Source organism: Streptomyces sp. NPDC059534 (assembly GCF_042743475.1).
Lineage (GTDB): Bacteria > Actinomycetota > Actinomycetes > Streptomycetales > Streptomycetaceae > Streptomyces.
This window is the reverse complement of sequence record NZ_JBHWAQ010000002.1, coordinates 370,374-396,740: the sequence shown is the minus strand read 5'-3', so window position 1 is coordinate 396,740 and position 26,367 is coordinate 370,374. Positions and strand designations below refer to the sequence as shown.

The window sequence follows — 26,367 nt, the reverse complement described above, 5'->3', positions numbered from 1 at the left end:
ACCTTACTGGGATACGGGGAGCACGTCGGTGTCGAAGCAGGTGCGGGTGCCGGTGTGGCAGGCGGCCCCGACCTGGTCGACCTTGACGAGGACGGTGTCGGCGTCGCAGTCGAGGGCGACGGACTTGACGTGCTGGACGTGGCCGGAGGTGTCGCCCTTCACCCAGTACTCGCGGCGGCTGCGGGACCAGTAGGTGGCGCGGCCGGTGGTGAGGGTGCGGTGCAGGGCCTCGTCGTCCATCCAGCCGAGCATCAGCACCTCGCCGGTGTCGTACTGCTGGGCGATGGCGGGGACGAGCCCGTCGGGGCTGCGCTTGAGCCGGGCGGAGAGGGCCGGGTCGAGATTGCTGCTCATGGCGCCATTGTGCCGCGCCCCGGGGTGGTGTCCGGTGGGGCGTCCACTGGGCGGACCGCGCGCCCCGGTCGTACGCTGGCGGGCATGTCGACCCATGCGAAACGTGAACGGCTTCTGCTCGCCGATCTGTTGGAGGCGGCGGGCCCGGACGCCCCGACGCTCTGCGAGGGGTGGCGGACCCGGGACCTGGCCGCCCATGTGGTGGTGCGCGAGCGACGGCCGGACGCGGCGGCCGGATCCCTCGTACCGGCGCTCAAGGAGCGGCAGGACCGGGTGCAGGCGGAGTTCGCCGACAAGCCGTACGAGGAGCTGATCCGGCTGATCCGGACGGGGCCGCCGCGGTTCTCGCCGTTCATGATCAAGCAGGTGGACGAGGGGGCGAACGTCGTCGAGTTCTACGTCCACGCGGAGGACGTACGGCGTGCCCAGCCCGACTGGTCGGCCCGCGAGCTCGACCCGGTCTTCGCCGACGCCCTCTGGTCGCGGCTGGAGCGGATGGCCCGGCTGCTGGGCCGCAAGGCCCCGGTCGGCCTGGTGCTGCGCCGCCCGAACGGCCAGACGGCGGTCGCCCACCGCGGCACCCCGGTGGTGACCGCCTCCGGGGAGCCGGGCGAGCTGGTGATGTACCTCTACGGGCGGCAGGACGTGGCCAAGGTGGCGCTGGACGGCGAGCCGGACGCGATCGAGCGGCTGCGGGAGACGAAGCAGCTGGGGATCTGAGGCCGCGGATCTGAGGCTGGGATCCGAGGCTGCGGATCTGAGGCTGGGATCCGAGGCCGCGGATCCGAGGCCGCGGATCCGGGGCCGGGACGTCCTCCGGACAGGACCGATCCGGAGGACTCCCGCTAGCGGGGCAGCTCGGCGCGGCGGACGGCGCGGACCGAGAGGCCGTACAGGCCCGCCAGGGCGCAGACCGCGGCGCTGGTGGTGAAGACCGGGCCGACGCCCCACAGGCCGATCGCGGCGCCCGTGAGCGGGAAGCCGAGCGGGGCGAGGCCGAGGCTGCACAGGCCGGAGACGGCCGAGACGCGGCCGAGGTAGGCGGGGTCGCACTCGGTCTGGACGAGGGCCCCGCACAGGGCTCCGGAGAGCCCGGCGAGCAGGCCCACGGAGAGGGCGACGGCCACGGCCAGGGGCAGCTGCGGGACGTAGGCGAGCGCGCCGATCGAGACGGCGCCGACGGCCATGCTCCAGCCGAGGACGGCGCCGGCGCGCGGCACCCGGCCCTTGACGCTGAGCAGCAGCGAGGCGCCGCCCGCGCCGACCCCGAAGCCGGCGAGGATCCAGCCGATGCCGGCGGCGCCCCAGCCGCGTTCGTCGGAGAGCAGCGCGAGGCCGACGTTGAGCGGGCCGACGAAGCCGAGGTCGCTGAGGGCGATGACGATCATCAGCGGGCCGAGGACCCGGTGGCCGCGCAGGTAGCGCAGGCCGGCGGCGAGGTCGCCGAGGGCGGTGCCGCTCCGGTCCTCGGCCGCGCCGGACAGCGGGCGGAGCCGGAGGCCGAGCAGCAGGGGCAGGGAGAGGGCGAAGAGCGCTCCGGCGACGGCGAACGCGATGCCGGGCCCGCCCAGGGCGACCGCGAGGCCGCCGAGCGGGGCGCCGAGGACGGCTCCGGAGCGGTAGGCGAGGCCCCGCATGCCCTGGACGCGGGCGAGCTGGTCGTGCGGGGCGAGCCGGGGCGGCAGGGCGCCGACCGCGGGCATGAACAGGGCGTCGACGATGCCGAAGACGAGGGCGATGCCGGCCAGCGTCCAGAGGGTGGGCGAGGCCACGAGGAGCAGCGCGGCGACGAGGAGGACGACGAGGCAGCGGACGGTGTCGGAGGCGATGACGACCCGGCGCGGGCCGAAGCGGTCGGCCACGACTCCCCCGCCGAGCATCAGCAGGGCGCGGGGTACGGCGCTGACGGCGAGGACGAGTCCGGCCTCGGCGGGGCTGCCGCCGCGGACCGCGGCCCAGGAGAGGGCGAGGTGGTAGACGCTGTCGCCGAGGGTGGAGGCGGTGTAGGCGCCGAGCCAGCGCAGGACCTGGGGGTCGCGGTGGGCGGGCCGCTCCACGGCGGCGAGGAGGGTGGCGGTCATGCGCGGTAGGGGAAGCCGCGGAGGTGGACGGAGACGTTCTCGCGGCCCTCGGTGTCGCCGGCGGCCTCGGCCGCGCGGGCCTGCTGGTCGTACTTCCGCAGGACGGCGTCCAGTTCGGCGCCGAGGGCGGCGAGCTCCGCGGCGGTGAGGCGGGGCAGCCATTCGGAGCTGATGGAGGCGGCGCGCCACTCGTCGGACCAGGTGTGCCGCTCGTCGAGGAAGCGGGCGTACATCCCGCCGCGCTGTTCTTCGACCGTACGGCCGAAGGCGGCGCTCGCCGCGGCCAGTTCGGGGGCGTCGCGGAGGTCCTCGTCGTGGATGCTGAAGCCGTACGAGCTGGGCTGCCACCAGCGCTCCCGCCCGTCGGCCGACTGGGTCTCGGCCTCTTCGATGAGGCCGTGGTCGGCGAGCTTGCGCAGGTGGTAGCTGACGAGCGAGACGGCCTCGTCGACCTGGTCGGCCAGCTGGGAGGCGGTGGCGGTGCGGGCCACGAAGAGGGCGCGGTAGAGGCGCATCCGCAGCGGGTGCGAGATGGCCTTGAGGGTGCCGAGATCGGTGATCCGGCGGTTCTCCGGCGAGGTCATGACACGACCTTAGATGCGAAGGAAAAGTTGCACAACATAAATTGCGCAATAGATCCTGCGCATTCCGGGAAAGCGAAGGGCCCCCGAGGGGGCCCTTCATGACGGCAGGTCAGCGGACCGGGTGGCCCGCCTCCCGCAGCGCGTCCTTGACCTGCGAGATCCGCAGGTCGCCGAAGTGGAAGACGGAGGCCGCGAGCACCGCGTCCGCGCCCGCCGCCACGGCCGGCGGGAAGTCGGCGAGCTTGCCCGCTCCCCCGCTCGCGATCACCGGCACGGTCACGTGCGTGCGCACCGCCGCGATCATCTCGGTGTCGTAGCCGTCCTTGGTGCCGTCCGCGTCCATCGAGTTGAGCAGGATCTCGCCCGCGCCCAGCTCGGCGGCGCGGTGCGCCCACTCGACGGCGTCGATGCCGGTGCCCCGGCGGCCGCCGTGCGTGGTGACCTCGAAGGACCCGGACTCGGTGCGGCGCGCGTCCACGGACAGGACGAGCACCTGCCGGCCGAAGCGCTCCGCGATCTCCTGGATCAGCTCGGGGCGCTCGATGGCCGCGGTGTTGACGCCCACCTTGTCGGCCCCGGCCCGCAGCAGCTTGTCGACGTCCTCCGCCGACCGGACGCCGCCGCCGACGGTCAGCGGGATGAAGACCTGCTCGGCGGTGCGGCGCACCACGTCGTAGGTGGTCTCCCGGTTGCCGGAGGAGGCGGTGATGTCGAGGAAGGTCAGCTCGTCGGCGCCCTCGGCGTCGTACAGCTTGGCCATCTCGACGGGGTCTCCGGCGTCCCGGAGGTTCTGGAAGTTGACGCCCTTGACGACCCGGCCGTTGTCCACGTCCAGGCAGGGGATCACGCGTACGGCGAGGCTCATGCCGCACCACTCCTGTATGCCTCGATCTCGACCTCGACGACCAGGCTCGGGTCGACGAAGCCGGAGACGATGATCATCGAGGCCGCCGGGCGGACGGCGTCGAACAGCTCCTTGTGCGCACGGCCGACCTCGTCCACGTCCCGGGCGTGGGTGAGGTACATCCGGGTGCGGACCACGTCCTCCGGGCCCAGGCCGAGCTTCTTGAGCGCGTCGAAGGCCACGTTGAAGGAGTTGATCGCCTGCTCGTACGGGCCTCCGCCGGCGATCTGGCCGCCGATCACCGACGTACAGCCGGAGACGAGGACCAGACCGTTCGGCAGCTCCACCGCGCGGGAGTAGCCGAACTGCTCCTCCCAGGGAGCCCCGGTGACGACCTTGCGTACGGAATCGGTCATGCCGACGCCACCGCCTCCAGGGCCTCTTCGAGGGTGAACGCCTTGGCGTACAGCGCCTTGCCGACGATCGCGCCCTCGACGCCGAGCGGCACGAGACCGGACAGGGCCCGCAGGTCGTCCAGGGACGAGACGCCGCCGGAGGCGACGACGGGCCGGTCGGTGGCCGCGCAGACGTTCTTCAGGAGCTCCAGGTTGGGGCCCTGGAGGGTGCCGTCCTTGGCGATGTCGGTGACGACGTAGCGGGCGCAGCCCTCGGAGTCGAGGCGGGCCAGCGTCTCGTACAGGTCGCCGCCGTCTCGGGTCCAGCCCCGGCCGCGGAGGGTGGTGCCGCGCACGTCGAGGCCGACGGCGATCCTGTCGCCGAACTCGGCGATGACCTTGGCGACCCACTCGGGGGTCTCCAGGGCGGCGGTGCCCAGGTTGACGCGGGTGCAGCCGGTGGCGAGGGCCGCGGCGAGCGAGGCGTCGTCGCGGATGCCGCCGGAGAGCTCGACCTTGATGTCCATGGCCTCGGTGACCTGACGGACCAGGTCGCGGTTGTCGCCGGTGCCGAAGGCGGCGTCGAGGTCGACCAGGTGCAGCCACTCGGCGCCGGAGCGCTGCCAGGCGAGGGCCGCTTCGAGCGGGGAGCCGTAGGAGGTCTCGGTGCCGGATTCACCGTGCACGAGGCGGACGGCCTGGCCGTCGCGGACGTCGACGGCGGGGAGGAGTTCGAGCAGGCTTCCGGACGACACAGTCACAGGGTTCCGATCCAGTTGGTGAGGAGCTGGGCTCCGGCGTCGCCGGACTTCTCGGGGTGGAACTGGGTGGCCCACAGGGCCCCGTTCTCGACCGCCGCGACGAACGGCTCGCCGTGCGTGGCCCAGGTGACCTTGGGGGCGCGGATGTGGGGGTTGCCGACTTCCAGCTCCCAGGCGCGCACCGCGTAGGAGTGCACGAAGTAGTACCGGGCGTCGGCGTCGAGGCCCGCGAAGAGCTCGCTGCCCTCGGGGGCGTCGACCGTGTTCCAGCCCATGTGGGGGACGACGGGGGCGTTCAGCGGCTCGACCGTACCGGGCCACTCGTCGAGGCCCTCGCTCTCCACGCCGTGCTCGATGCCGTGGGCGAAGAGGATCTGCATGCCGACGCAGATGCCCATGACCGGGCGGCCGCCGGAGAGCCGGCGGCCGATGATCCATTCGCCGCGGGCCTCCTTGAGGCCCTTCATGCAGGCGGAGAAGGCGCCGACGCCGGGGACGAGGAGCCCGTCGGCGTTCATGGCCTTGTCATAGTCGCGGGTGATCTCGACGTCGGCGCCGACCCGGGCGAGCGCGCGCTCGGCGGAGCGGACGTTGCCGAAGCCGTAGTCGAAGACGACGACCTTCTTCGCGGGGGTCACGCTCATGACCACACGTCCAGACGGAGCACGCCGGCGCCGAGGCACATCACGGCTCCGAAGCCGACGAGCAGGATCAGGCCCTTGGGCATCTGCTGCTTGACGAAGGAGTAGATGCCGCCGAGCAGGAAGAGCCCGACGACGATGAGGATGGTGGAGAGGCCGTTCACGACTAGAGCGCGCCCTTCGTGGAGGGGAGGATTCCGGCGGCGCGCGGGTCGCGCTCGGCGGCGTAGCGGAGCGCGCGGGCGAGGGCCTTGAACTGGCACTCCACGATGTGGTGGGCGTTGCGCCCGTACGGCACGTGGATGTGCAGCGCGATCTGCGCCTGGGCGACGAAGGACTCGAAGATGTGCCGGGTCATCGTCGTGTCGTACGAGCCGATCATCGGCGCCAGGTTCTCGGGCTCGGTGTGCACGAGGTACGGGCGGCCCGAGAGGTCGACGGTCACCTGGGCGAGCGACTCGTCCAGCGGGACGGTGCAGTTGCCGAAGCGGTAGATGCCGACCTTGTCGCCGAGGGCCTGCTTGAAGGCGGCGCCGAGGGCGAGGGCGGTGTCCTCGATGGTGTGGTGCGAGTCGATGTGCAGGTCGCCGTCGGTCTTGACGGTCAGGTCGAACAGACCGTGCCGGCCGAGCTGGTCGAGCATGTGGTCGTAGAAGCCGACCCCGGTCGACACGTCGACCTTGCCGGTGCCGTCGAGGTCGATCTCGACGACGACGGAGGTCTCCTTGGTGGTGCGCTCAACGCGGCCTACGCGGCTCATCGTTCCTGCTCCTTCATCAGTTCACGGACCGCGTCGAGGAACGCGTCGTTCTCTTCGGGGGTGCCGGCGGTGACCCGCAGCCATCCCGGTACGCCGTTGTCCCGGACCAGGACGCCCCGGTCGAGGATCCGCTGCCAGGCCGCGTGCGTGTCGGCGAACTTCCCGAACTGCACGAAGTTGGCGTCGGAGTCGGTGACCTCGCAGCCGATCGCCCGCAGCTCGGTGACGAGCCGGTCGCGCTCGGCCTTGAGCTGCTCGACGTACCCGAGGAGGGTGTCGGTGTGCTCCAGGGCGGCGAGCGCGGTGGCCTGGGTGACGGCCGAGAGGTGGTACGGGAGGCGGACCAGCTGGACGGCGTCGACCACGGCCGGGTGGGCGGCGAGGTAGCCCAGGCGCAGTCCGGCGGCGCCGAACGCCTTGGACATGGTCCGGGAGACCACCAGGTGCGGGCGGCCCTCCAGGAGCGGCAGCAGCGACTCCCGGTGGCTGAACTCCACGTACGCCTCGTCCACGACGACGATCGAGGGCTTGGCCGCCTGGGCCGCCTCGTACAGGGCGAGAACGGTCGCGGCGTCGACCGCGGTGCCGGTGGGGTTGTTGGGCGAGGTGATGAAGACGACGTCGGGCCGGTGCTCGGCGATCGCCTTCTCGGCCGCCGCCAGGTCGATGGTGAAGTCGTCGTTCCGCGGGCCGGAGATCCAGCCGGTGCCGGTGCCGCGGGCGATCAGGGCGTGCATCGAGTACGAGGGCTCGAAGCCGATCGCGGTACGGCCCGGGCCGCCGAAGGTCTGCAGCAGCTGCTGGAGGACCTCGTTGGAGCCGTTGGCCGCCCACACGTTCTCCACGGCGACCGGGTGCCCGCCGGTCCGGGTGAGGTAGCGGGCGAGCTCGGTGCGCAACTCGACCGCGTCGCGGTCGGGGTAGCGGTTGAGGCCGCGGGCGGCCTCGGCGACCCGCTCCGCGATCCGGGCCACCAGGGGCTCGGGCAGCGGGTAGGGGTTCTCGTTGGTGTTCAGCTGGACGGGGACGTCGAGCTGGGGCGCGCCGTAGGGGGACTTGCCGCGCAGCTCGTCCCGGACGGGGAGGTCGTCGATCCGGATCTCGGTCACTGCTGGGGGACCTTCCATCCGAACCGTGCCTTGATCGCCGCGCCGTGGGCCGGGAGGTCCTCGGCCTCCGCCAGCGTCACCACGTGGTGGGCGACGTCGGCGAGGGCGTCGCGCGTGTAGTCCACGATGTGCACCCCGCGCAGGAAGGACTGCACGGAGAGGCCCGAGGAGTGGCAGGCGCAGCCGCCGGTGGGCAGGACGTGGTTGGAGCCGGCGCAGTAGTCGCCGAGCGAGACGGGCGCCCAGGGGCCGATGAAGATCGCGCCGGCGTTGCGGACGCGGTCGGCGACGGCGGCGGCGTCGGCGGTCTGGATCTCCAGGTGCTCGGCGCCGTACGCGTCGACGACCTTGAGGCCGTCGGCGAGGTCGCGGACGAGGACGATCGCGGACTGACGGCCGGCCAGGGCCGGGACGATCCTGTCGTCGACGTGCTTGGAGGCGGCGACCTGGGTCTTCAGCTCGGCCTCGGTGGCGGTGGCCAGCTCGTCGGAGTCGGTGACGAGGACGGCGGCGGCCATCGGGTCGTGCTCGGCCTGGCTGACGAGGTCGGCGGCGAGGTGGACGGGGTCGGCGGTGGAGTCGGCGAGGATCGCGATCTCCGTCGGGCCGGCCTCGGCGTCGATGCCGATGCGGCCCTTGAGGAGGCGCTTGGCGGCGGCCACGTAGATGTTGCCGGGGCCGGTGACCAGGTTGACGGGGGCACAGCCGGCCTCGGCGGCGGTGTCCTCGGTGCCGTAGGCGAACATGGCGATGGCCTGGGCGCCGCCGGCCGCGTACACCTCGTCGACGCCGAGCAGGGCGCAGGCGGCGAGGATCGTGGGGTGCGGCAGCCCGCCGAACTCCTTCTGCGGGGGCGAGGCGACGGCGACGCCCTCGACACCGGCCTCCTGGGCCGGGACGACGTTCATCACGACGGAGGACGGGTAGACCGACCGGCCACCCGGCACGTACAGGCCGACGCGCTCGACCGGGATCCACTTCTCGGTGACCGTGCCGCCGGGGACGACCTGGGTGGTGTGGGTGGTGCGGCGCTGCTCGCGGTGGACGAGGCGGGCGCGCCGGATGGACTCCTCGAGGGCGGCGCGGACGGCCGGGTCGAGCTCGTCGAGGGCGCGGCCGATGGCCTCGGCGGGGACGCGGAGGCTCGGGACGCGGACGTCGTCGAATTTCTCGCCGTAGTCGATCACCGCTGCCGCGCCATGATGCCTGACGTCCTCGCAGATCGGCCGCACCTTCTCCAGGGCGGCTTCCACGTCGAACTCGGCACGGGGCAGCAGGTCGCGCAGGGCGGAACCCTCGGGGAGGGTCTCACCGCGCAGATCGATTCGAGAGATCACGGGTCAATTCTCTCAGACGGCCCACAGCGTCGGACGCCCGTCCCACTGGCTGATACACGCCACAGTGGCGTCTTGTCGCCACACCTGACCGTTAGCGTTCAGCCCGTCACTCAGCGGGAAGAACGGCTGTACGAATCCACGAACCGCCGGTGGCGGAGTCGTGGGAGCGGATCGTGGAAAGCGAGGGGGCGGCATTGACCGAGCCGCACGAGGACGGGATGCCGGACGGTCTCACGGGCCCGGAGCGGGCCGTGTGGCGGGCGTTCCGGATCGGCAGGACCTGCGATCTGACGGAGGGGAGCGCGGAGCGGGACGACCCGTTCAGGGAGCGGGAATGGGAGTGGGGCGAGGAGCGGAGCGTCCGCGCCGACGTGGTGGCGCTGCTGCTGCTCGCCGGGCCGCCGGCCCGGTCCGGGCGGGTGGCCGCGCTGAAGCTCCGCGGGGTGCGGATCACCGGCGTGCTGAACCTGGCGGGCGGGACGATAGCGCCGTACGTGGAGCTGCACGGCTGCCGTTTCGACGGCGAGGTCGTGCTGCCCGAGGCGCGCTTCGGGACGCTGCGGATGGTGGGGTGCGCGCTGCCGCGCCTGGAGGCGGCCCGGCTCCACACGGAGGGCGACCTGCACCTGCCGCGCTGCCGGGTGCGGCACGGCATCCGGCTGACGGACGCCCAGATCGGCACGGACCTGCTCGTCAACCAGATCCAGGTGTGGCCCGACCGGCGGGGCCGGGCGATCACGGCGGACGGCATGGTGGTGGCCCAGGACCTCCAGGCCGAGCTGATCGAGACGCACGGGGAGCTCAGCCTGCGCGGGGCGAAGGTCGGGGTCTCGCTCAGCCTGCGCGGCAGCGTGCTGCGCGGGGCGCAGGGCCGCCGCGCGCTCAACGCGCCGCAGCTGACGGTGGAGCGCTCGCTCTACCTGAACGCGGCCTGGGTGTACGACGACGCGACGAGCTACTCCACCGCCACGCCGCCGTACGGGGTGACGCCCGTCCAGGACGCCCGGCGCAAGCCGGTGGAGTGCCACGGCGGGGTCCGGCTCGACGACGGCCGGTTCGGCGACGCCGTGGACCTGCACCACGCCCGGTTCGTGCTGAACGGCGCACGCCGGGAGGAGGTGTCGCTGCGCCGGATCGTCACCCCGGAGCTGCGCTTCAACGGCGAACGGCCGGAGGAGGGCCGGGTCGTGCTGAACGGCGCCAAGGTCGTCACCCTGATCGACCTGTCCACCAGCTGGCCGGGGCCCGGCGGGCTCGCGATGGGCGGCTTCGCCTACGAGAACCTCGTGCCGTACGGGCCGTTCCCGCTGGCCCGGCGCCTGGAGTGGGTCGCGGCGGCGACCCCGGAGTACGCCCCCGAGCCGTACGAGCGGCTCGCGACGGTCCTGCGCAACAGCGGCGAGGACGCCGACGCCCGCGAGGTGCTGCTCGCCAAGCAGCGGCGCAGACGGGAGACGCTCCCCGTCGCCGGAAAGCTGTGGGGGTACCTCCAGGACTGGACGGTGGCGTACGGCTACCGCCCGGGCCGGGCGGCGCTGTGGATGGCGGTGCTGTGGGCGGCGGGCACGGTGGCCTTCACCCACTACCGCCCGACGGCGCTCAAGGGGGACGAGGCACCCGAGTGGAACGGTCCGCTGTTCGCGCTGGACCTGCTGCTTCCGGTGATCAATCTCGGCCAGGACGGCTACTGGCGCCTCGAGGGCCTGTGGCAGTGGGCGGCCGCGGTGCTCATCCTGCTCGGCTGGATCCTGGCGACGACGGTGGCGGCGGGCGCGACCAGGCTGCTGCGGCGCGGCTGACCGTGGGGGCCCGGTGAGGTGAGGGTGAAAGGGCTGGGCAGGCGGGCGCGCGGGGAGGGGACGCGGTGGAAAAATACGTCGCACGATGTCCTTGCTCCGCGCCCTGGTCGGCGCCGTCCGCTCGGCTCGGCACGCGCCGCGGTTCGCCGCGGGGTTCGTGCCGGACGACGACGTGCTGCTCGACGCCCCGGACGAGCGGCTCGCGCCCGCCCTGGTCGCCGCCGCCCTCGCCGATCCGGAACCCGCGGCGAAGCTGCTCGCCACCACCCGGGACGCCGGCGAGTGGGAGGACCGCGACCGGTACGTCACCCGGCTCGCCACCTTCGCGTACAGCAGGGGCGACTGGCTGACCCACTGGCTCTCCGTCGCGCCCCGCGACCCCGACGCCCTCCTCGTCACGGCGCAGCTGGCCGTCCGCAGGGCCTGGAGGTCGCCGGCGCGGGGCGAGCGGCTGCGCGAGCTCGGCCCGCTGATCCGCGCGGTCGCGGAGGAGGCGCCGCAGGACCCGGTGCCGTGGCGGCTGGCCCTGGACCACGCGCGCGGGGCGCACGCCCGGCCCGAGGTCTTCGAGTCGCTCTGGGAGCAGGCCGTGCGCCGCTCCCCGCACCACTACGGCTGCCATGTCGCGGCCCTCAAGTACCTCTCCGCGCAGTGGTACGGCTTCCACCGCGCCGCCTTCGACTTCGCCGAGCAGGCCGCGGACGACGCCGCCGAGGACTCGCTCGTCCGGGCTCTGCCGGTCCGGGCGGCCTACGACCGGCTGCGCATGGAGCCGGTGGAGGACCGGGCCGTGCCCGTGGCGCGGGTCGACCGGGCCGTGGACCGGGCCCTGGCCCTGTCGGCGGTCTTCCCGGTGGGCGACCCCTGGCCGGCCGAGGTGCGCAACCTGCTGGCGTACGTGCTGGTGGAGCGGGCGCGGTGGGGCGAGGCGCGGGAGGAGTTCGGGCGGATCGGCCCGCACGCGACCTCCTTCCCCTGGGGCGTCGCGCGGGGTGCCGGGACGGAGGATCCGCTGCGCGGTTTCCTGGCCGCGCGGGACCGTGTCCGGGCCGAGCTGGCCCGCCGGACGCCGCTGTGGGGCACCAGAGGCGGACGGGGCGCGCCCGGCGGCCATTAGGCTTGGCCGCTGTGACCACCGCTCGCCTGCCTCTCTTCCCGCTCAACGCGGTGCTGTTCCCGGGCCTCGTGCTGCCGCTGAACGTCTTCGAGGAGCGTTATCGCGCCATGATGCGCGCGCTGCTCACGATCGACGAGTCGGAGCCGCGCCGCTTCGCCGTCGTCGCCATCCGCGACGGCCGTGAGGTCGCGCCGACCGCCCCGGGCATGCCGGACCAGACGGCCCTGCCGGAGAAGGGCCCGTCCGCGGGCTTCGGCTCCGACCCCATCCAGTCCTTCCACCGGGTCGGCTGCATCGCCGACGCGGCGTCGATCCGGGAGCGCTCCGACGGCAGCTTCGAGGTGATGGTCACCGGCACGACCCGGGTGAAGCTGCTGTCGGTCGACGCGAGCGGGCCGTTCCTGACCGCCGAGGTCGAGGAGATCCCGGAGGAGCGGGGCGAGGAGGCCGGGACGCTCTCCGAGGGGGTGCTGCGGGCCTTCCGGAGCTACCAGAAGCGGCTCGCGGGGGCGCGGGAACGCTCGCTGACGACGAGCGAGCTGCCCGACGACCCCTCGGTGGTGTCGTACCTGGTCGCGGCGGCGGCCGTGCTCGACACCCCGTCGAAGCAGCGGCTGCTCCAGGCGCCGGACACGGCGACGCGGCTGCGCGAGGAGCTGACGCTGCTGCGCGCGGAGACGGCGGTGCTGCGGCACCTGCCCTCGCTGCCGGCGGTGGACCTCACGCAGGGCCCGACGTACCCGAACTGAGCCGTCCCCAGCCGGGCGGACCGAGCCGAGGAAGAGCGCGTGGCGAAGAAGCAGAAGAAGAACAGCGGGGGCACCCCGGCGACGGTGGCGCTGACGGTGGCCGGCACCCCGTTCACCCTGCACGCCTACGAGCACGACCCGGCCTCCGCGTCGTACGGCGAGGAGGCGGCGGAGGCCCTCGGGGTCTCCCCCGACCGGGTCTTCAAGACACTGGTCGCGGACGTCGACGGCGAACTGACGGTGGCGGTGGTGCCGGTCGCCGGCCAGCTGGACCTGAAGGCGCTGGCCTCGGCGGTCGGCGGCAAGCGCGCGGCGATGGCGGACCCCGCGGCCGCCGAACGCACCACGGGCTACGTCCGGGGCGGCATCTCCCCGCTGGGCCAGCGCAAGCGTCTCCGTACGGTGCTCGACGCCTCGGCCTCGGACCACGCGACCGTCTGCATCTCGGCGGGCCGCCGCGGCCTCGAGGTGGAGCTCTCCCCCGCCGACCTGGCGGCCCTCACCTCGGCGGTCGTCGCCCCGATCGGCCGCGCGTGACGCCCTGCGGCCTCCGCCCCGGCCGGCTCGCCCGACCTTGAGCGGTCCTCGCCCCGGCCGGAGCGCGGCCGGGGCGGCCCGCGTCAGCTCGGGGTGGGGCCCGCGGTGTACGGCTTCGGCTGGTCCCACGGCTCCGGTTCCGGGTCGCGGGGGCCGAAGACGGCCGTGAGCGCGAGGTGCACGATCATCGCCGCGAGCGGCCAGGCCAGCATCGCGGCGGCGCCGAGGTTCAGTTCGAGCGGCGCCTCGAAGGTGACGTTGGGGCCGACCGCCTTGGCGTGCGCGACGACGTCGGCCGTGGGACCGAAGTGGGTGCCGATGCCCCAGGCGAGGAGCGAGCCCAGGACTCCGCCCGCGGCGAGACCGAGCACCAGCGGGATCCCGCCCTTGCGGCGCAGCAGGAAGACCACGAGCGCGGCGACCGCGCCGAAGGCCAGGGCGAGGAGGACGAAGGTGCCGTCGGCGCCGATCGCCGACTCCCCCTCGGAGTCGCGGAGGTAGACCCCCTTGCCGTCCGAGATCAGCAGGATGCGCGGGGCCAGCGTCAGCCACAGGACTCCGAGCAGCGCGCCCGCGACCGCCGAGACGAGGGTCACCACGGCGCCCTGCCCGACCTCGGCCGCCGTGATCGGGTCGCCGGCCGGCCCCGACAGCGGCGGAGGCGGCGGGGGCCAGTCGGGATCGTGCGGCGGCTGGTGGGGCGGAGTCAGAGGTGCGGTCACCCCGCCATCGTGCCAGGTGTGCCTGTGGCCCGCCTCAGCGGACGGCGGCCCGCCGGTACGCCCAGGTGGCGACCGCGAGGGAGAGGACGCCGACGGCCCCGCACACGGCGAGGTCGAGCGCGACGATCGCCCAGTCCGGGTGCGGGTCGAAGGTCCGGGCCAGTGCCTCCACACCGTACGTCGACGGCAGCAGGTCCCGGGCCCAGCCGACCGGTCCGGGCAGCCGCTCCGCCGGGAGGACCCCGAGGAGCAGCGCCGCGGACATGCCGAGCTGGCCGAGGAGGGTGGCCAGCTCCGGCCGGGGCGCGAGGAGCCCCAGGGCCGCGCCGAGGCCGGCGAGCGCCGCCCCGGAGAGCGGGACGACGGCGGCGAGGATCCACAGGTGGCCGAGCGGAAGACCGAAGAGCAGGGAGCCGGCGACGGCGGTGACGGCGGTCCCCGGCACGGTGAAGGAGGCGTACGCCCCGGCCGCGCCGAGGACGACCGCGGCGGGCGGCACCGGCAGGGTGGCGTAGTGGTCGAGGCCGCCGCCGGCCCGCAGCTGCCCGAAGTACTGGGCGAGCAGGTTGAGCGCGACGAAGGCGACGACCAGGACGGTGGAGCCGGCCACGACGGCCTGCGCCTCGGAGCCGCCGTCGACGACCCCGCGCATCAGGATCATGATCCCGATCGACTGGAAGGTCGCGACGAAGAGCAGCGGGATGCGGGCGACCCGGGCCCGGGAGAGCTGGGCGCGGTAGACGGCGGCCAGGGAGGGCAGCAGCCGGGCGCGGGGGGCGAGGGGCGCGGCGGTGTCCTCGTCGCCGCGGGGCCGGGCGTTCGGCGCGACGGTCGGCAGGGCCTCGGCGGGCACGGTGCTCACTGCGTACAGCTCCTGACGGTCACGTACGGAACGCGGGGACCACGGGGGTCGGGGGACGTCCGGGGACGGGTCACGCCTCCGGTGGCACCTCGGTCGCGGGGCCGGGGGCAGGGGCGGGTCATGCCTGCACCAGTCCCTCGGTCGCGGGGCCGGGGGCGGGTCACGCCTTCACCAGTCCCTCGGTCGCGCCGCCCAGCGCGAGGTACACGTCCTCCAGGCTGGGCGTGGCCAGGGTGAAGTCGTCCAGCGCGGCGAAGGCGGCCCCGCCGGTGACGGTGGCGACGGCCGCGCGGGCGGCGTCGGGGGCGAGCCGGAGGTTCCAGCGGCGTCCCGTCTCCTGGGCGAGCCCGCGCAGCGCGGCGACCTCGGGCAGATGGAGGGGGGCGGACTCCCGCCACACCAGCTCGACGCGGACCTCCCCCGCGACGCGCTCCTTGAGCCCGGTGGGGGTGTCGCAGGCGATGACCCGGCCGCGGTCGAGGACGGCGACCCGGTCGAGCACGGTCTCGGCCTCGATGACGTTGTGGGTGACGAGCAGCACGGTCGTGCCGTGCTCGGCGCGGCGGCGGTCGACGGCGGCCCAGACGGCCCGCCGTGCGACGGGGTCCATGCCGGTGGTGGGTTCGTCGAGGACGAGGACGGGCCGCCGGCCGACGAGCGCGGCGGCGACGCAGGCGAGCCGCCGCTGTCCGCCGGAGAGCTTCTTCAGGGGCCGGGCGGCGAGCGCGGTGAGGCCGAGCTCGGCCAGGACGGCGTCGCGCTCGGCGCGCGCGTCGTGGGCGGTGAGGCCGCGCAGCCGTCCGGTGGTCTCGGCGGCGAGGGAGACGGTCAGCTCGTCGAGGGCGGTGGACTCCTGGCCGAGGTGGGCGAGGAGCCGGGCCGCTCGCTCGGGGTGGCGGACCAGGTCGTGGCCGAGGAGCTCGACGGTGCCGGAGTCGGGGCGCATGAGCCCGGTGAGCTGGCGGACGAGGGTGGACTTGCCGGCGCCGTTGGGGCCGAGCAGGCCGAAGATCTCGCCGCCGCGCACGTCGAGACTGATCCCGTCGGTGGCCCGCACCTCGGGTGTCGCGGGCGCACCGCGCCTGCCGCGCGTGGCGGGGTACGTCTTGACCAGATCCCGCACCACGCACACCGTACTCACGGGGGAAGAGCCTACGGGGTCGCCGGGCCCGCTCCGGGCGCGGGGGCGTGTTCGGCGGCCGCCCGGACGTCGATCTCCCGCCAGAACCCCGCCCGGATCGCGTACCGGTCGTGCTCGTCGATCTGGTCGTCCTTGTGGGCCAGCAGGCCGAAACGGGCGGCGTAGCGGAGGAGTTCGCCGTCGATGCGGTGCGGGATGCGGGGGTAGAGGGTGGACAGCTTCTGTACGTGGCTCTGCTCCGGGAGCCGTTCCATCCAACGGCGGGCGAACACCTGCCCGACCTCGAACGGGTCGCCGCCGACGGTGGTGATGTCCTCCTCGCGGTCGGCCCAGCGCTGCTCGGCGCTGGTGAGAGTGGCGAGGGTGGGCAGCGAGGCGGTCTCGGCCGGCTCGCCGAGGGAGGGCGCGGGGCGCTCGACCCAGCCCCGCTCGGAGGACCAGCGCAGGGCGCTCGCGCCCTGCGGGACGGCGGCGGGTGACGCCGGGGCGCCGGGGCCCCGCAGGCCCGCCAGGTCCTTGGGGGTGGGGACTCCCCTGCCGGGGGCCGGGGCGGAGAGACCGGCGCCGTCGAGGTGCCCGTCGGTCCGGAGCCGGCCGTCGTCCCGCAGGTGCGCGTCGTCGCGCAGGTGGCCGTCGTCCCGCAGATGGCCGTTGCCGTGGACGCGCTCGCCGTCGCGGACGTGGCCGTTTCCGTGGGCGAGACCGCTGCCGTTGCCGTGGACGAGGCCGTCGGGGCCGTGCCCGTGGCTGCCGTCGGCCGCGGCGCCGGACCCGTCGACGGGGACGGGCACGCCGTTCCGCGCGGCCGCGGCGGCCTCCGCCGCCCGTTCGGCCGAGGCGGCGAGGGCGGCCTCGGGCAGGGGCGCGGAAAGGATCGCCGCGATCTCGGGGCGCGGGGCGGGCGGGGGCGCGCAGAGTCCGCTGAGGTCCTTGGCGCGGACGGCCCGGGTGATCCAGGCCCGGTCGAGGACCCGCCGCTCGTCGGCCTCGGCGACGAGGTCCTCGGACTGGTTGTAGTCGCCGTCGGCGGCCTGGACGGCCCAGAGGTGGACGGCGACGCCGTGCTCCTTGGCCGACATGAGGCCGGGCAGCAGGTCGCCGTCGCCGGTGACGAGCACGATGTCGGAGCAGGCCCGGTTCCTCGCGAGCTCGGTCAGCTCGGTGTGCATGGCCGCGTCGACGCCCTTCTGCGCCCAGCGCCCGTCGCTCCTGGTCAGGGCGCCGAGCCGGACGGTGACCCGGGGCATCACGCGCAGTCTGCGGTGCTCGGGCTGGGGCACCCGGTCGGGTGCGCCGTCGAACCAGTAGATCCGCAGCAGGGGCAGCGCGGTCTCGGTCTCGGCGCGCTCGCGCAGCTGCCGGATGAGCGCGGCGTGGTCGACGGTGATCCGGGAGCGGGCCGGTTCCCCGGCGAGGAGACTGGCGGCGGCGCCCAGGAGGTAGCCGGCGTCCACCAGGACGACGCAGCGGTCCACGTGTTCCACCCTCTTTCAGAGAGCCTCGGGGGTCGGGCTCGGTGTGGGACGGGATCGGAAGGGTGCTCCGGGTTTCCTTCGAGTCTGCCCGACCGCCGGGAGCTTGACGGCCGGAACTGGATCATCGGCGTGGCGAATATCACGTCCGCTCACCCCTTACGCTCTGTAATGATCCAACATGCGGCGGTTCATGCCGTATGTGAGTCTGACAGCGGCACTGGCCCCTAGGACCCTTGGAGGAGGCATCCCCATGGCCAAGAACCGCAACCAGAACCGCAGTCAGAAGCAGCAGTCGCCCGCCGAGCGCGGCGCCCAGCAGGCGCAGCAGTCGGCACTCGAATCCCAGGCCGAGCAGCGCGCCACCCAGGTCACACCGGGTGACATGGCGCGCAAGGGCCGTCAGAAGCGCTTCGGCCACAACTGACGCGACCCACGGCAAAGGGGCGCGCCCGTGACGACGGGCGCGCCCCTTGCGCGTGGGTACGGCGGTCGGCCGCCCGGGCTGGTGTCCCGAGGCGGGCCGGGCCGGTGTCCGGAGGCCGGCCGGGCCGGGCAGGACGGGCCGGTGCCCGGAGGTCAGCCGGCCAGGCAGGACGGGCCGAGCAGCACCTTCAGGTCGCCGAAGAGCGCCGGGTCGGCCTGGACCCGGTGCCGGTCGAGCCGGAGCACGGTCGTGGTCCGGGGGCCCTGGAGCTTGATCCGCACCTCGGTGTTGCCCTTGTGGTGCTTGAGGATCTCGCCGAGCCGGGTGACCATCGGCGGGGTCACCTTCACCGTCGGGATGGTGAGGATCACCGGTGCGTTGGTCCCGGCGTTCGACAGGTCGGGGACCATCAGCTCCATGGCGACGAGGCGGGGGATGTCCTCGCGCTTGTCGAGGCGTCCCTTGACGAAGACGACCGTGTCCTCGACGAGCTGGGTGGAGACCAGCTGGTAGGTGGCCGGGAAGAACATGCACTCGATGGAGCCGGCGAGGTCCTCGACGGTGGCGATCGCCCAGGCGTTGCCCTGCTTGGTCATCTTGCGCTGGAGGCCCGAGATGATGCCGCCGATGGTGACGACCGCGCCGTCGCCGTGCTCGCCGCCGGTGAGCTGGGAGATCGCCGCGTCGGTCTTGTCGGACAGCACGTGCTCGATGCCGAAGAGCGGGTGGTCGGAGACGTAGAGGCCGAGCATCTCGCGCTCCTGGGCGAGCAGGTACGACTTCTCCCACTCGACGTCGGAGAACTCCACGTCGAGGCCGAAGCCGGGCTCGTCGCTCGTCTCGTCGCCCATGCCGCCGAACAGGTCGAACTGTCCCTCGGCCTCCTTGCGCTTGACCGCCACCACGTTGTCGATCATGGGTTCGTGGTGGGCGACCAGGCCCTTGCGGGTGTGGCCCATCTCGTCGAAGGCGCCGGCCTTGATCAGCGACTCGACGGTCCGCTTGTTGCAGACGACGGCCTCGACCTTGTCGAGGAAGTCCGGGAAGGACGAGTACTTCCCCTTGGCCTTGCGCGACTTGATGATCGACTCGACGACGTTGGTGCCGACGTTGCGGACGGCGGAGAGGCCGAAGAGGATCACGTCGTCGCCCTGGGCGGCGAAGTTCGACTCGGACTCGTTCACGTTGGGCGGCAGCACCTTGATGCCCATACGGCGGCACTCGTTCAGGTAGACCGCGGACTTGTCCTTGTCGTCCTTGACCGAGGTGAGCAGTCCGGCCATGTACTCGGCCGGGTGGTTGGCCTTGAGGTAAGCGGTCCAGTAGGAGACCAGGCCGTACGCGGCCGAGTGGGCCTTGTTGAAGGCGTAGCCGGCGAAGGGGACCAGGACGTCCCAGAGGGCCTTGATGGCCTCGTCGCTGAAGCCCTTGCTCTTGGCTCCGGCCTCGAAGATGACGAAGTTCTTCGCCAGCTCGTCGGGCTTCTTCTTGCCCATCACACGGCGGAGGATGTCGGCCTCGCCGAGCGAGTAGCCGGCGATGATCTGGGCGGCCTTCTGCACCTGCTCCTGGTACACGATGAGGCCGTAGGTGACCGCGAGCACCTCTTCGAGCGGCTTCTCCAGCTCGGGGTGGATCGGGGTGATCTCCTGCTGCGCGTTCTTGCGCAGGGCGTAGTTCGTGTGCGAGTTCATGCCCATCGGGCCCGGCCGGTACAGGGCGGACACGGCGGAGATGTCTTCGAAGTTGTCGGGCTTCATCAGCCGCAGCAGGGACCGCATGGGTCCGCCGTCGAACTGGAAGACGCCGAGGGTGTCACCGCGCTGGAGCAGTTCGAAGGTCTTCGGGTCGTCCAGCGGCAGGGCGAGGAGATCGATGTCGATCCCCTTGTTGGACTTCACCATCTTGACGGCGTCGTCCATGATCGTCAGGTTGCGCAGGCCGAGGAAGTCCATCTTCAGCAGGCCGAGCGACTCGCACTGCGGGTAGTCCCACTGCGTGATGGTGACGCCGTCGGTGTGGCGCACCCAGATCGGGGCGTGGTCGACGATCGGCTCGCTGGACATGATGACGCCGGCGGCGTGCACGCCCATCTGGCGGACCAGGCCCTCGACGCCCCGGGCGGTGTCGATGACCTTCTTCACGTCCGGCTCGTTCTCGTACATCGCCCGGATCTCGCCGGCCTCGCTGTACCGCGGGTGCGAGGGGTCGGTGATGCCGTTGAGGTCGATGCCCTTGCCGAGGACGTCGGCGGGCATGGCCTTGGTGAGCCGGTCGCCCATGGCGTACGGGTAGCCGAGGACGCGCGCGGAGTCCTTGATGGCGTTCTTGGCCTTGATCTTGCCGTACGTGCCGATCATGGCGACCTTGTCCGAGCCGTACTTCTCGGTCACGTACCGGATCACCTCGACGCGCCTGCGCTCGTCGAAGTCGATGTCGACATCGGGCATGGAGATGCGCTCGGGGTTGAGGAAGCGCTCGAAGATCAGACCGTGCGGGATCGGGTCGAGGTCGGTGATGCCCATGGCGTACGCGACGATCGAGCCGGCCGCGGAGCCTCGGCCGGGGCCGACGGCGATGCCCTGCTTCTTCGCCCACATGATGAAGTCGGCGACGACGAGGAAGTAGCCCGGGAAGCCCATCGAGATGATGGTGTCCATCTCGTACTCGACCTGCTTCATGCGGTCGTCCGGGATGCCTCCGGGGAAGCGGCGGGCCATGCCGCGCATGGTCTCCTCGCGGAACCAGCTGACCTCGGTGTAGCCCTCCGGGATGTCGAACTTCGGCATGAGGTTCTTCTCGACGAACATGCCGTCGGTGGAGACCTGCTCGGCGACCAGGAGGGTGTTGCGGCAGCCCTCCTGCCAGGCGTCGGAGGAGTCCACGGCGTACATCTCGTCCGTGGTCTTCAGGTAGTAGCCGGTGCCGTCGAAGCGGAAGCGGTCCGGGTCCGAGAGGTTCTTGCCGGTCTGGATGCAGAGCAGGGCGTCGTGGGCGCCGGCCTCGTGCGCGTACGTGTAGTGCGAGTCGTTGGTGACCAGCGGCGGGATGCCGAGCTTCTTGCCGATCTCCAGGAGTCCGTCGCGGACCCGGCGCTCGATCTCGATGCCGTGGTCCATGAGCTCCAGGAAGTACCGCTCCTTGCCGAAGATGTCCTGGTACTCGGAGGCCGACTTCAGGGCCTCGTCGAACTGGCCGAGGCGGAGACGGGTCTGCAGCTCGCCGGAGGGGCAGCCGGTGGAGGCGATGAGCCCCTCCGACCACTGGGAGATGGTCTCCTTGTCCATCCGGGGCCACTTCTGCAGCCAGCCCTCCGCGTAGGCGTCGGAGGAGAGCTTGAAGAGGTTGTGCAGCCCGGTGGCGTTCGCCGCCCAGATCGTCTTGTGGGTGTAACCGCCGGAGCCGGAGACGTCGTCGCGCTTCTGGTGCGGCTGACCCCACTGGATCTTCCGCTTGTTGCGCCGGGACTCGGGGGCCACGTACGCCTCGATGCCGATGATCGGCGTCACCCCGGCCTTCTTGGCCGTGTGGAAGAAGTCGTAGGCGCCGTGCAGGTTGCCGTGGTCGGACATGGCGATATGGGTCATGCCCATCTCGTTGCACGCGTCGAACATGTCCTTCAGCCGCGCGGCACCGTCCAGCAGCGAGTACTGGGTGTGGACGTGGAGGTGCGTGAAGGGCGGCTTGGTCACGGCGGGATGCCTCCGGAAAACACTGAGCGACAGGCTGCGGACAGTCTGGGGGGACAGCGTGGAAGTCTACGTCGGCCGACTGACAGACGACGGGCACTCGGGGCTAGGGTCGCGCGTTGAGAGGCTTGGAACGCCTGTCCCAATTGTCATGAACAGTCTTGCAGCACGTCCGGTACCAGGAGGCACCTCGAATGTCGGTCCCCCAGCCCACCGCAGCCGAGCGCGGTGAGCACATCCTCGCCGTCTTCGACACCGCCTTCGGCGAGCTCCTCGCCGCCGACCCCGCGGCCTTCCGCGTCAAGTTCCGGAAGATGGCCGGCTCCGCCTTCGCGTTCTACCGGGGCACCGCCTGCCTGTTCTACGCGGACCTGGAGCGGGAGGACGCCGGGCGGGAGGAGGGGAACATACAGAGCGGCCCCTACCTGGACGAGCGCACCGGCCGGGTCTGGATCCACGGCGACCTGCACGCCGAGAACTTCGGCACGTACATGGACTCCAACGGCCGGCTGATCTTCAACGTCAACGACTTCGACGAGGCGTACGTCGGCCCCTTCACCTGGGACCTGAAGCGGCTCGCCGCCTCCCTCGCCCTGATCGGTTACACCAAGGCCCTCAGCGACGAACAGATCACCGAGCTGGTCCGGATCTACGCCGCCGCCTACCGGGAGCGCATCCACGCCCTCGCGGTCGGCGCCAAGGGCGACGAGGTCCCCTCCTTCACCCTGGAGACGGCCGACGGGGCGCTGCTGGGCGCCCTGCGCGAGGCGCGGGCGCGGACCCGTTTCGGGCTGCTCGACTCGATGACCGAGATCCGCGAGTACGAGCGCCGCTTCTCGGCGGGCAGCGGCACGATCGAGCTGGACGCGGCCACCCGGTACAAGGTCCTGGCGGCCTTCGACGGCTACCTGGAGACGCTCCCGGAGTCCAGCCTGGCCCGCCCCGACTCCTACCGGGTCAAGGACGTCGTCGGACGGCGCGGGGTCGGCATCGGCTCGGCCGGCCTCCCCTCGTACAACGTCCTCCTGGAGGGCAACAGCGACGCCCTGGAGAACGACGTCGTGATCTACCTCAAGCAGGCGCAGACCCCGGCGGTCTCGCGGCACGTCACGGACGCGGCGGTGCGCGGGTACTTCCGGCACGAGGGCCACCGCACGGTGATCTCGCAGCGGGCGCTCCAGGCGCACGCGGACCCGTGGCTGGGCTGGACGGAGCTGGACGGCGCCGGGCAGCTGGTGGCCGAGGTCTCGCCGTACGCGGTGGACCTGGACTGGTCGGACATCGACGACCCGGAGGAGATCGCGGCGACCGTCGCCGATCTGGGCCGGGCGACGGCGACCATGCACGCGGCGGCGGACGACTCCAGCGGCCACTCCCTGGTCCCGTTCTCGACGGAGCGGGCCATCGACGCGGCGATCGCCGCCGACGAGGAGGGCTTCGCCGACCTCCTGGTGGACTTCGCGCACTCCTACGGGGCGCGTGCGCGGGCCGACCACCAGATCTTCGTGGACCTCTTCCGCAACGGCCGGATCCCGGGCCTGTAGGAAGGAGTGCCACGAGGGGCCGGCGGGGCGGTCCACAGACTGCCTTTAAGGACCTCTTACGGGCACCCGTGGCACACTCCACGACGATGGACATGGCAGGGACGCAGCTGAGGACGCTGCGGGCGGCGTTCTTCACGACCCTGGTCGTGACGCTGTCCGTGGCGTCCCACGTGCTGCTCTCGGGCGTGCCGCTGCCGCTGGGGACGGTCGCCCCCGTCGCGGCCGGCGTCTTCGCCGTGGCGTACGCGCTGGCCGGCCGCGAGCGGGGGCTCGGCCCGATCGCCGGGCTCCTGGTCCCGCTGGAGCTGGCGGCCGACACGCTCTTCACCAGCGGCCAGGCGGTCTGCTACGGCCCCGCCGGCGGCCCGGTCGCCGGTTCGCTGCGCGCGGTGGGCGTGGAGGTCTTCTGCGGCGGCGCCGTGGGGACCCCGCTGCCCGGTGTGGTGGGCCCCGAGGGCGGGGGCGCGGCCGCCCTGCTCGCCTCCCCCGACCCGGCGCTGCCGTGGCTGCTGCTCCTGGCCCACGTGGGCGTGGGGCTCTCGGCGGCGTGCTGGCTGCGCGGCGGCGAGCGGGCGCTGGCCCGGCTGGCCGGCGCGGTGGAGGCGTTCGCGTTCCGTCCGCTGCTCCTGGTGGCGGCCTTCTTCCGCACGGCCGGACCGGCGCCGCTGCGCACCGGCCGGCCGGCGGGACGGCCGCGGCTCTCCCGTACCAGGCTGCTCGTGCACTCCGTGGGGCGGCGGGGACCGCCGAACCCGGGTTTCGCCCTCGTCTGAGCGCGTCCCGCGGTTCCCCCCTGCCTTTCCCTCTTTCACGGAGATCACGATCATGAGTGCACGCAACACCCAGTCCAACAAGGCCGCCGCCCGCGAGCGGCTGCGCGTCGAGCGCGAACGCCAGGCGAAGAAGGACCGCGTCCGCCGGCAGGTCGTCGTCGGCGTCTCGGCCGTGGCCGTCCTGGCCGCCGCCGGCGGCATCGGCTACGCGGTGGTGCAGTCCAACAAGCCGTCCCACTGGGAGGCGGCGGCGGACGCGAAGACCGTGACGGCCCCGAAGAACACCTCGGGCGCGAACGGCACGACGGTCGTCATCGGCAAGTCGTCCGCGAAGAAGACCCTGGAGCTGTACGAGGACTCGCGCTGCCCGGTGTGCGCGACCTTCGAGCAGTCCGTGGGCTCCACGGTCGAGAAGGACGTCGAGGCCGGCAAGTACAAGATCAAGTACGTCGGCGCCACCTTCATCGACGACGGCATCCCGGGCGAGGGCTCGAAGAACGCCCTGTCGGCGCTGGGCGCGGCCCTGAACGTGAGCCCCGACGCCTTCCTGACGTACAAGTCGGCGCTGTACTCGAAGCAGTTCCACCCGGAGGAGAGCGACGACAAGTTCGCCAAGGACTCCTACCTCCTGGAGGTGGCGGACTCGGTGCCGGCGCTGAAGAACAACGCCGAGTTCAAGAAGAACGTGGAGGACGGCACCTTCGACGCCTGGGCGATGAAGATGTCCGCGGCCTTCGACGCGAGCGGGGTGACGGGCACCCCCACCCTGAAGATGGACGGCAAGCCGGTCACGACGGCGGGCACGGACAGCCCGCCGATGACGGCGGCCGAGTTCGGCACGGCGATCACCGCGGCCCTCAAGGGCTGACGCCCGCGCCCTTCTCCCGCGCTCTTCGCCCCCGCCCCCCGGCCCGTCGGCCGGGGGGCGGGGGCGACCAGGGGGCGACGAGTCGGCGAACTTCCGGAATTCGCCTGCCCAACGGCCGTACTCGTCAGTAATCTGACTGGCCGTGACCAGTCGTTTCATATCTCCTGCCCCCACCCGCCGCACGGTCGTCAAGGCCGCCGCCGTCACCGCCGTCGCGGCGCCCGCCCTGCTCGGCGCGGCCTCCCCGGCCCTCGCCGACACCGGGGCGCCCGCATTCCTCCACGGTCTCGCCTCCGGCGACCCGCTGCCCGACGGCGTCCTGCTCTGGACGCGCGTCACCCCCACCCCCGAGGCCGTGCCCGGATCGGGCCTCGGCCCGGACGTCCAGGTCGGCTGGGAGCTCGCCGAGGACCGCGGCTTCGGCCGGGTCGTCGCCTCCGGTACGACCACGGCGAGCGCCTCGTCCGACCACACCGTCAAGGCCGACGTCCGGGGCCTGCGCCCGGCCACCGCCTACTGGTTCCGCTTCACCGCGGGCGCCGCCGTCTCGCCCGCCGCCCGCACCCGCACGGCCCCGGCCGCCGACGCCGCCGCACCCGGCGTCCGCTTCGGCGTGGTCTCCTGCGCGAACTGGGAGTCCGGCCACTTCTCCGCCTACCGCCACCTCGCCGGGCGCGCCGACCTGGACGCGGTCCTCCATCTCGGCGACTACGTCTACGAGTACGCCAGCGGCGCCTATCCGGAGGCCAAGTACGTCGTCCGGCAGCACGAGCCGCGCCACGAGATCGTCTCGCTGGCCGACTACCGCACCCGGCACGGGAAGTACAAGACGGACCCCGACCTCCAGGCGCTGCACGCGGCCCACCCGGTGGTCGCCATCTGGGACGACCACGAGTTCGCCAACGACGCCTGGTCCGGCGGCGCCGAGAACCACACCCCCGGCGCCGAGGGCGAGTGGGCGGCCCGGGTGGCCGCCGCCAAGCAGGCGTACTTCGAGTGGATGCCGGTCCGCGCGTCCACGGAGGGCACGGTCTTCCGTCGGCTGCGCTTCGGCAGGCTGGCCGATCTGCACCTGCTCGACCTTCGCTCGTTCCGCTCCGCGCCGGCGAAGGCGGGCAGCGGATCGGTCGACGACCCGGAGCGCAGCATCACCGGCCGCGCGCAGCTGGACTGGCTCAAGTCCGGCCTCGCCGGCTCGGACGCGACCTGGCAGCTGGTCGGCACCTCGGTGATGATCTCGCCGGTCGCCTTCGGCGCGCTGCCGGCGTACCTCCTGGAGCCGCTGGCCGAGCTGATGGGCCTGCCGAAGGAGGGGCTCGCGGTCAACGTCGACCAGTGGGACGGCTACACCGACGACCGCCGGGAGCTGCTCGCGCACCTGACCTCGCGGGCGATCCGGAACACCGTCTTCCTGACCGGTGACATCCACATGGCGTGGGCCAACGACGTGCCGGTGAAGGCCGCGACGTATCCCGTGTCGGCCTCGGCGGCGACCGAGTTCGTCGTCACCTCGGTGACCTCGGACAACCTGGACGACATGCTGCACGTGGCCCCGGGAACGCTCTCGGTGGTGGCCGCGGGCGCGGTCAAGGCGGCCAACCGCCATGTGAAGTGGGTGGACATGGACCACCACGGCTACGGGGTGCTCGACGTGACCGCCGAGCGTTCGCAGATGGACTACTACACGGTCTCCGACAAGGCGGATCCGGCCGCCACGACGGCCTGGGCGCGCTCGTACCGGACGCTGAGCGGAACGCAGCGTGTCGAGCGGGTGTACCAGCCGGTGCGCTAGCCGACACCT

Annotated in this window: 26 protein-coding genes; 10 read left to right on the top strand and 16 right to left on the bottom strand. The window is 72.7% G+C overall.

Features of this window, described 5'->3' with window-relative positions; genetic code table 11:
- Nucleotides 1-3 precede the first annotated feature (3 nt).
- A complete protein-coding gene (gene hisI, locus ACFVZH_RS04110) occupies nucleotides 4-354 on the bottom strand; it encodes a phosphoribosyl-AMP cyclohydrolase (protein WP_384892809.1) in 351 nt (116 codons plus the stop codon).
- Between the two features lie 84 nt (nucleotides 355-438).
- Between hisI and ACFVZH_RS04105 the strand changes: the two genes are divergently transcribed.
- Nucleotides 439-1,074 carry a TIGR03085 family metal-binding protein gene (locus tag ACFVZH_RS04105; protein WP_384892806.1) on the top strand — a complete coding sequence of 212 codons (636 nt, stop codon included), beginning with the start codon at nucleotides 439-441 and terminating at the stop codon, nucleotides 1,072-1,074.
- Between the two features lie 125 nt (nucleotides 1,075-1,199).
- Here the strand turns inward: ACFVZH_RS04105 and ACFVZH_RS04100 are convergent, their stop codons facing one another.
- The 10 genes from ACFVZH_RS04100 to hisD form a co-directional block, all read right to left on the bottom strand.
- A complete protein-coding gene (locus tag ACFVZH_RS04100; protein ID WP_384892803.1) occupies nucleotides 1,200-2,435 on the bottom strand; it encodes an MFS transporter in 1,236 nt (411 codons plus the stop codon).
- Nucleotides 2,432-3,019, bottom strand: a complete 588-nt coding sequence (locus tag ACFVZH_RS04095; protein WP_384892800.1) for an ArsR/SmtB family transcription factor — start codon at nucleotides 3,017-3,019, stop codon at nucleotides 2,432-2,434. Before ACFVZH_RS04095 ends, ACFVZH_RS04100 begins: the two co-directional genes overlap by 4 nt.
- A 109-nt stretch (nucleotides 3,020-3,128) precedes the next feature.
- Nucleotides 3,129-3,884, bottom strand: coding sequence for an imidazole glycerol phosphate synthase subunit HisF (gene hisF / locus ACFVZH_RS04090; protein WP_384892797.1), 756 nt, complete (start codon nucleotides 3,882-3,884; stop codon nucleotides 3,129-3,131).
- Nucleotides 3,881-4,279 (bottom strand): RidA family protein, encoded by a 399-nt coding sequence (locus tag ACFVZH_RS04085; protein ID WP_384892794.1) that lies wholly within the window; start codon nucleotides 4,277-4,279, stop codon nucleotides 3,881-3,883. Before ACFVZH_RS04085 ends, hisF begins: the two co-directional genes overlap by 4 nt.
- On the bottom strand, nucleotides 4,276-5,013 hold the full coding sequence (priA, locus tag ACFVZH_RS04080; protein WP_384892791.1) for a bifunctional 1-(5-phosphoribosyl)-5-((5-phosphoribosylamino)methylideneamino)imidazole-4-carboxamide isomerase/phosphoribosylanthranilate isomerase PriA: 738 nt from the start codon (nucleotides 5,011-5,013) through the stop codon (nucleotides 4,276-4,278). Before priA ends, ACFVZH_RS04085 begins: the two co-directional genes overlap by 4 nt.
- Before the next feature lie 2 nt (nucleotides 5,014-5,015).
- Nucleotides 5,016-5,663 (bottom strand): imidazole glycerol phosphate synthase subunit HisH, encoded by a 648-nt coding sequence (hisH, locus tag ACFVZH_RS04075; RefSeq protein ID WP_384892788.1) that lies wholly within the window; start codon nucleotides 5,661-5,663, stop codon nucleotides 5,016-5,018.
- Entirely contained in the window at nucleotides 5,660-5,824 is a 165-nt protein-coding gene (locus tag ACFVZH_RS04070; protein ID WP_384892785.1) for a hypothetical protein, read from the bottom strand. Before ACFVZH_RS04070 ends, hisH begins: the two co-directional genes overlap by 4 nt.
- 2 nt (nucleotides 5,825-5,826) lie before the next feature.
- On the bottom strand, nucleotides 5,827-6,420 hold the full coding sequence (gene hisB, locus ACFVZH_RS04065; protein ID WP_384892782.1) for an imidazoleglycerol-phosphate dehydratase HisB: 594 nt from the start codon (nucleotides 6,418-6,420) through the stop codon (nucleotides 5,827-5,829).
- Entirely contained in the window at nucleotides 6,417-7,529 is a 1,113-nt protein-coding gene (locus ACFVZH_RS04060) for a histidinol-phosphate transaminase (RefSeq protein ID WP_384892779.1), read from the bottom strand. Before ACFVZH_RS04060 ends, hisB begins: the two co-directional genes overlap by 4 nt.
- Nucleotides 7,526-8,866: a histidinol dehydrogenase gene (hisD, locus tag ACFVZH_RS04055; RefSeq protein ID WP_384892776.1), complete on the bottom strand. Its 1,341-nt coding sequence runs from the start codon at nucleotides 8,864-8,866 to the stop codon at nucleotides 7,526-7,528. Before hisD ends, ACFVZH_RS04060 begins: the two co-directional genes overlap by 4 nt.
- Before the next feature lie 194 nt (nucleotides 8,867-9,060).
- Between hisD and ACFVZH_RS04050 the strand changes: the two genes are divergently transcribed.
- The 4 genes from ACFVZH_RS04050 (at nucleotide 9,061) to ybaK (ending at nucleotide 13,068) form a co-directional block, all read left to right on the top strand.
- Nucleotides 9,061-10,665, top strand: a complete 1,605-nt coding sequence (locus ACFVZH_RS04050; RefSeq protein WP_384892773.1) for an oxidoreductase — start codon at nucleotides 9,061-9,063, stop codon at nucleotides 10,663-10,665.
- An 85-nt stretch (nucleotides 10,666-10,750) separates the two neighbouring features.
- Nucleotides 10,751-11,782: a hypothetical protein gene (locus tag ACFVZH_RS04045; protein ID WP_384892770.1), complete on the top strand. Its 1,032-nt coding sequence runs from the start codon at nucleotides 10,751-10,753 to the stop codon at nucleotides 11,780-11,782.
- 11 nt (nucleotides 11,783-11,793) lie between these two features.
- Nucleotides 11,794-12,531, top strand: a complete 738-nt coding sequence (locus ACFVZH_RS04040; RefSeq protein WP_384892767.1) for an LON peptidase substrate-binding domain-containing protein — start codon at nucleotides 11,794-11,796, stop codon at nucleotides 12,529-12,531.
- A gap of 39 nt (nucleotides 12,532-12,570) precedes the next feature.
- A complete protein-coding gene (ybaK, locus tag ACFVZH_RS04035; protein WP_384892764.1) occupies nucleotides 12,571-13,068 on the top strand; it encodes a Cys-tRNA(Pro) deacylase in 498 nt (165 codons plus the stop codon).
- Between the two features lie 83 nt (nucleotides 13,069-13,151).
- Here the strand turns inward: ybaK and ACFVZH_RS04030 are convergent, their stop codons facing one another.
- The 4 genes from ACFVZH_RS04030 to ACFVZH_RS04015 all read right to left on the bottom strand — a co-directional run bounded on the left by ACFVZH_RS04030 (nucleotide 13,152) and on the right by ACFVZH_RS04015 (nucleotide 17,277).
- Nucleotides 13,152-13,790: a DUF2567 domain-containing protein gene (locus tag ACFVZH_RS04030; RefSeq protein ID WP_384892761.1), complete on the bottom strand. Its 639-nt coding sequence runs from the start codon at nucleotides 13,788-13,790 to the stop codon at nucleotides 13,152-13,154.
- Nucleotides 13,791-13,824: 34 nt separating this feature from the next.
- Nucleotides 13,825-14,652 carry an ABC transporter permease gene (locus ACFVZH_RS04025; RefSeq protein ID WP_384892758.1) on the bottom strand — a complete coding sequence of 276 codons (828 nt, stop codon included), beginning with the start codon at nucleotides 14,650-14,652 and terminating at the stop codon, nucleotides 13,825-13,827.
- A gap of 160 nt (nucleotides 14,653-14,812) precedes the next feature.
- Nucleotides 14,813-15,784 (bottom strand): ABC transporter ATP-binding protein, encoded by a 972-nt coding sequence (locus tag ACFVZH_RS04020; RefSeq protein WP_384892937.1) that lies wholly within the window; start codon nucleotides 15,782-15,784, stop codon nucleotides 14,813-14,815.
- A 20-nt stretch (nucleotides 15,785-15,804) separates the two neighbouring features.
- Nucleotides 15,805-17,277: an NYN domain-containing protein gene (locus tag ACFVZH_RS04015; RefSeq protein ID WP_384892755.1), complete on the bottom strand. Its 1,473-nt coding sequence runs from the start codon at nucleotides 17,275-17,277 to the stop codon at nucleotides 15,805-15,807.
- Nucleotides 17,278-17,518: 241 nt separating this feature from the next.
- On the opposite strand from ACFVZH_RS04015, the gene ACFVZH_RS04010 reads away from it, so the two are divergent.
- Entirely contained in the window at nucleotides 17,519-17,692 is a 174-nt protein-coding gene (locus ACFVZH_RS04010) for a hypothetical protein (RefSeq protein WP_384892752.1), read from the top strand.
- 152 nt (nucleotides 17,693-17,844) lie between these two features.
- Here ACFVZH_RS04010 and dnaE read toward each other — a convergent pair whose 3' ends face one another.
- Nucleotides 17,845-21,384, bottom strand: coding sequence for a DNA polymerase III subunit alpha (gene dnaE, locus ACFVZH_RS04005; protein WP_384892749.1), 3,540 nt, complete (start codon nucleotides 21,382-21,384; stop codon nucleotides 17,845-17,847).
- 191 nt (nucleotides 21,385-21,575) lie between these two features.
- On the opposite strand from dnaE, the gene ACFVZH_RS04000 reads away from it, so the two are divergent.
- The 4 genes from ACFVZH_RS04000 (at nucleotide 21,576) to ACFVZH_RS03985 (ending at nucleotide 26,358) form a co-directional block, all read left to right on the top strand.
- Nucleotides 21,576-22,925, top strand: coding sequence for a DUF2252 domain-containing protein (locus ACFVZH_RS04000; RefSeq protein ID WP_384892746.1), 1,350 nt, complete (start codon nucleotides 21,576-21,578; stop codon nucleotides 22,923-22,925).
- A gap of 86 nt (nucleotides 22,926-23,011) precedes the next feature.
- The gene (locus tag ACFVZH_RS03995) at nucleotides 23,012-23,698 is read left to right on the top strand and encodes a hypothetical protein (RefSeq protein ID WP_384892743.1); all 687 of its coding nucleotides are present in this window, start codon (nucleotides 23,012-23,014) and stop codon (nucleotides 23,696-23,698) included.
- 52 nt (nucleotides 23,699-23,750) lie between these two features.
- Entirely contained in the window at nucleotides 23,751-24,566 is an 816-nt protein-coding gene (locus ACFVZH_RS03990; protein WP_384892740.1) for a DsbA family protein, read from the top strand.
- 142 nt (nucleotides 24,567-24,708) lie between these two features.
- Entirely contained in the window at nucleotides 24,709-26,358 is a 1,650-nt protein-coding gene (locus tag ACFVZH_RS03985; RefSeq protein WP_384892737.1) for an alkaline phosphatase D family protein, read from the top strand.
- Nucleotides 26,359-26,367 lie beyond the last annotated feature (9 nt).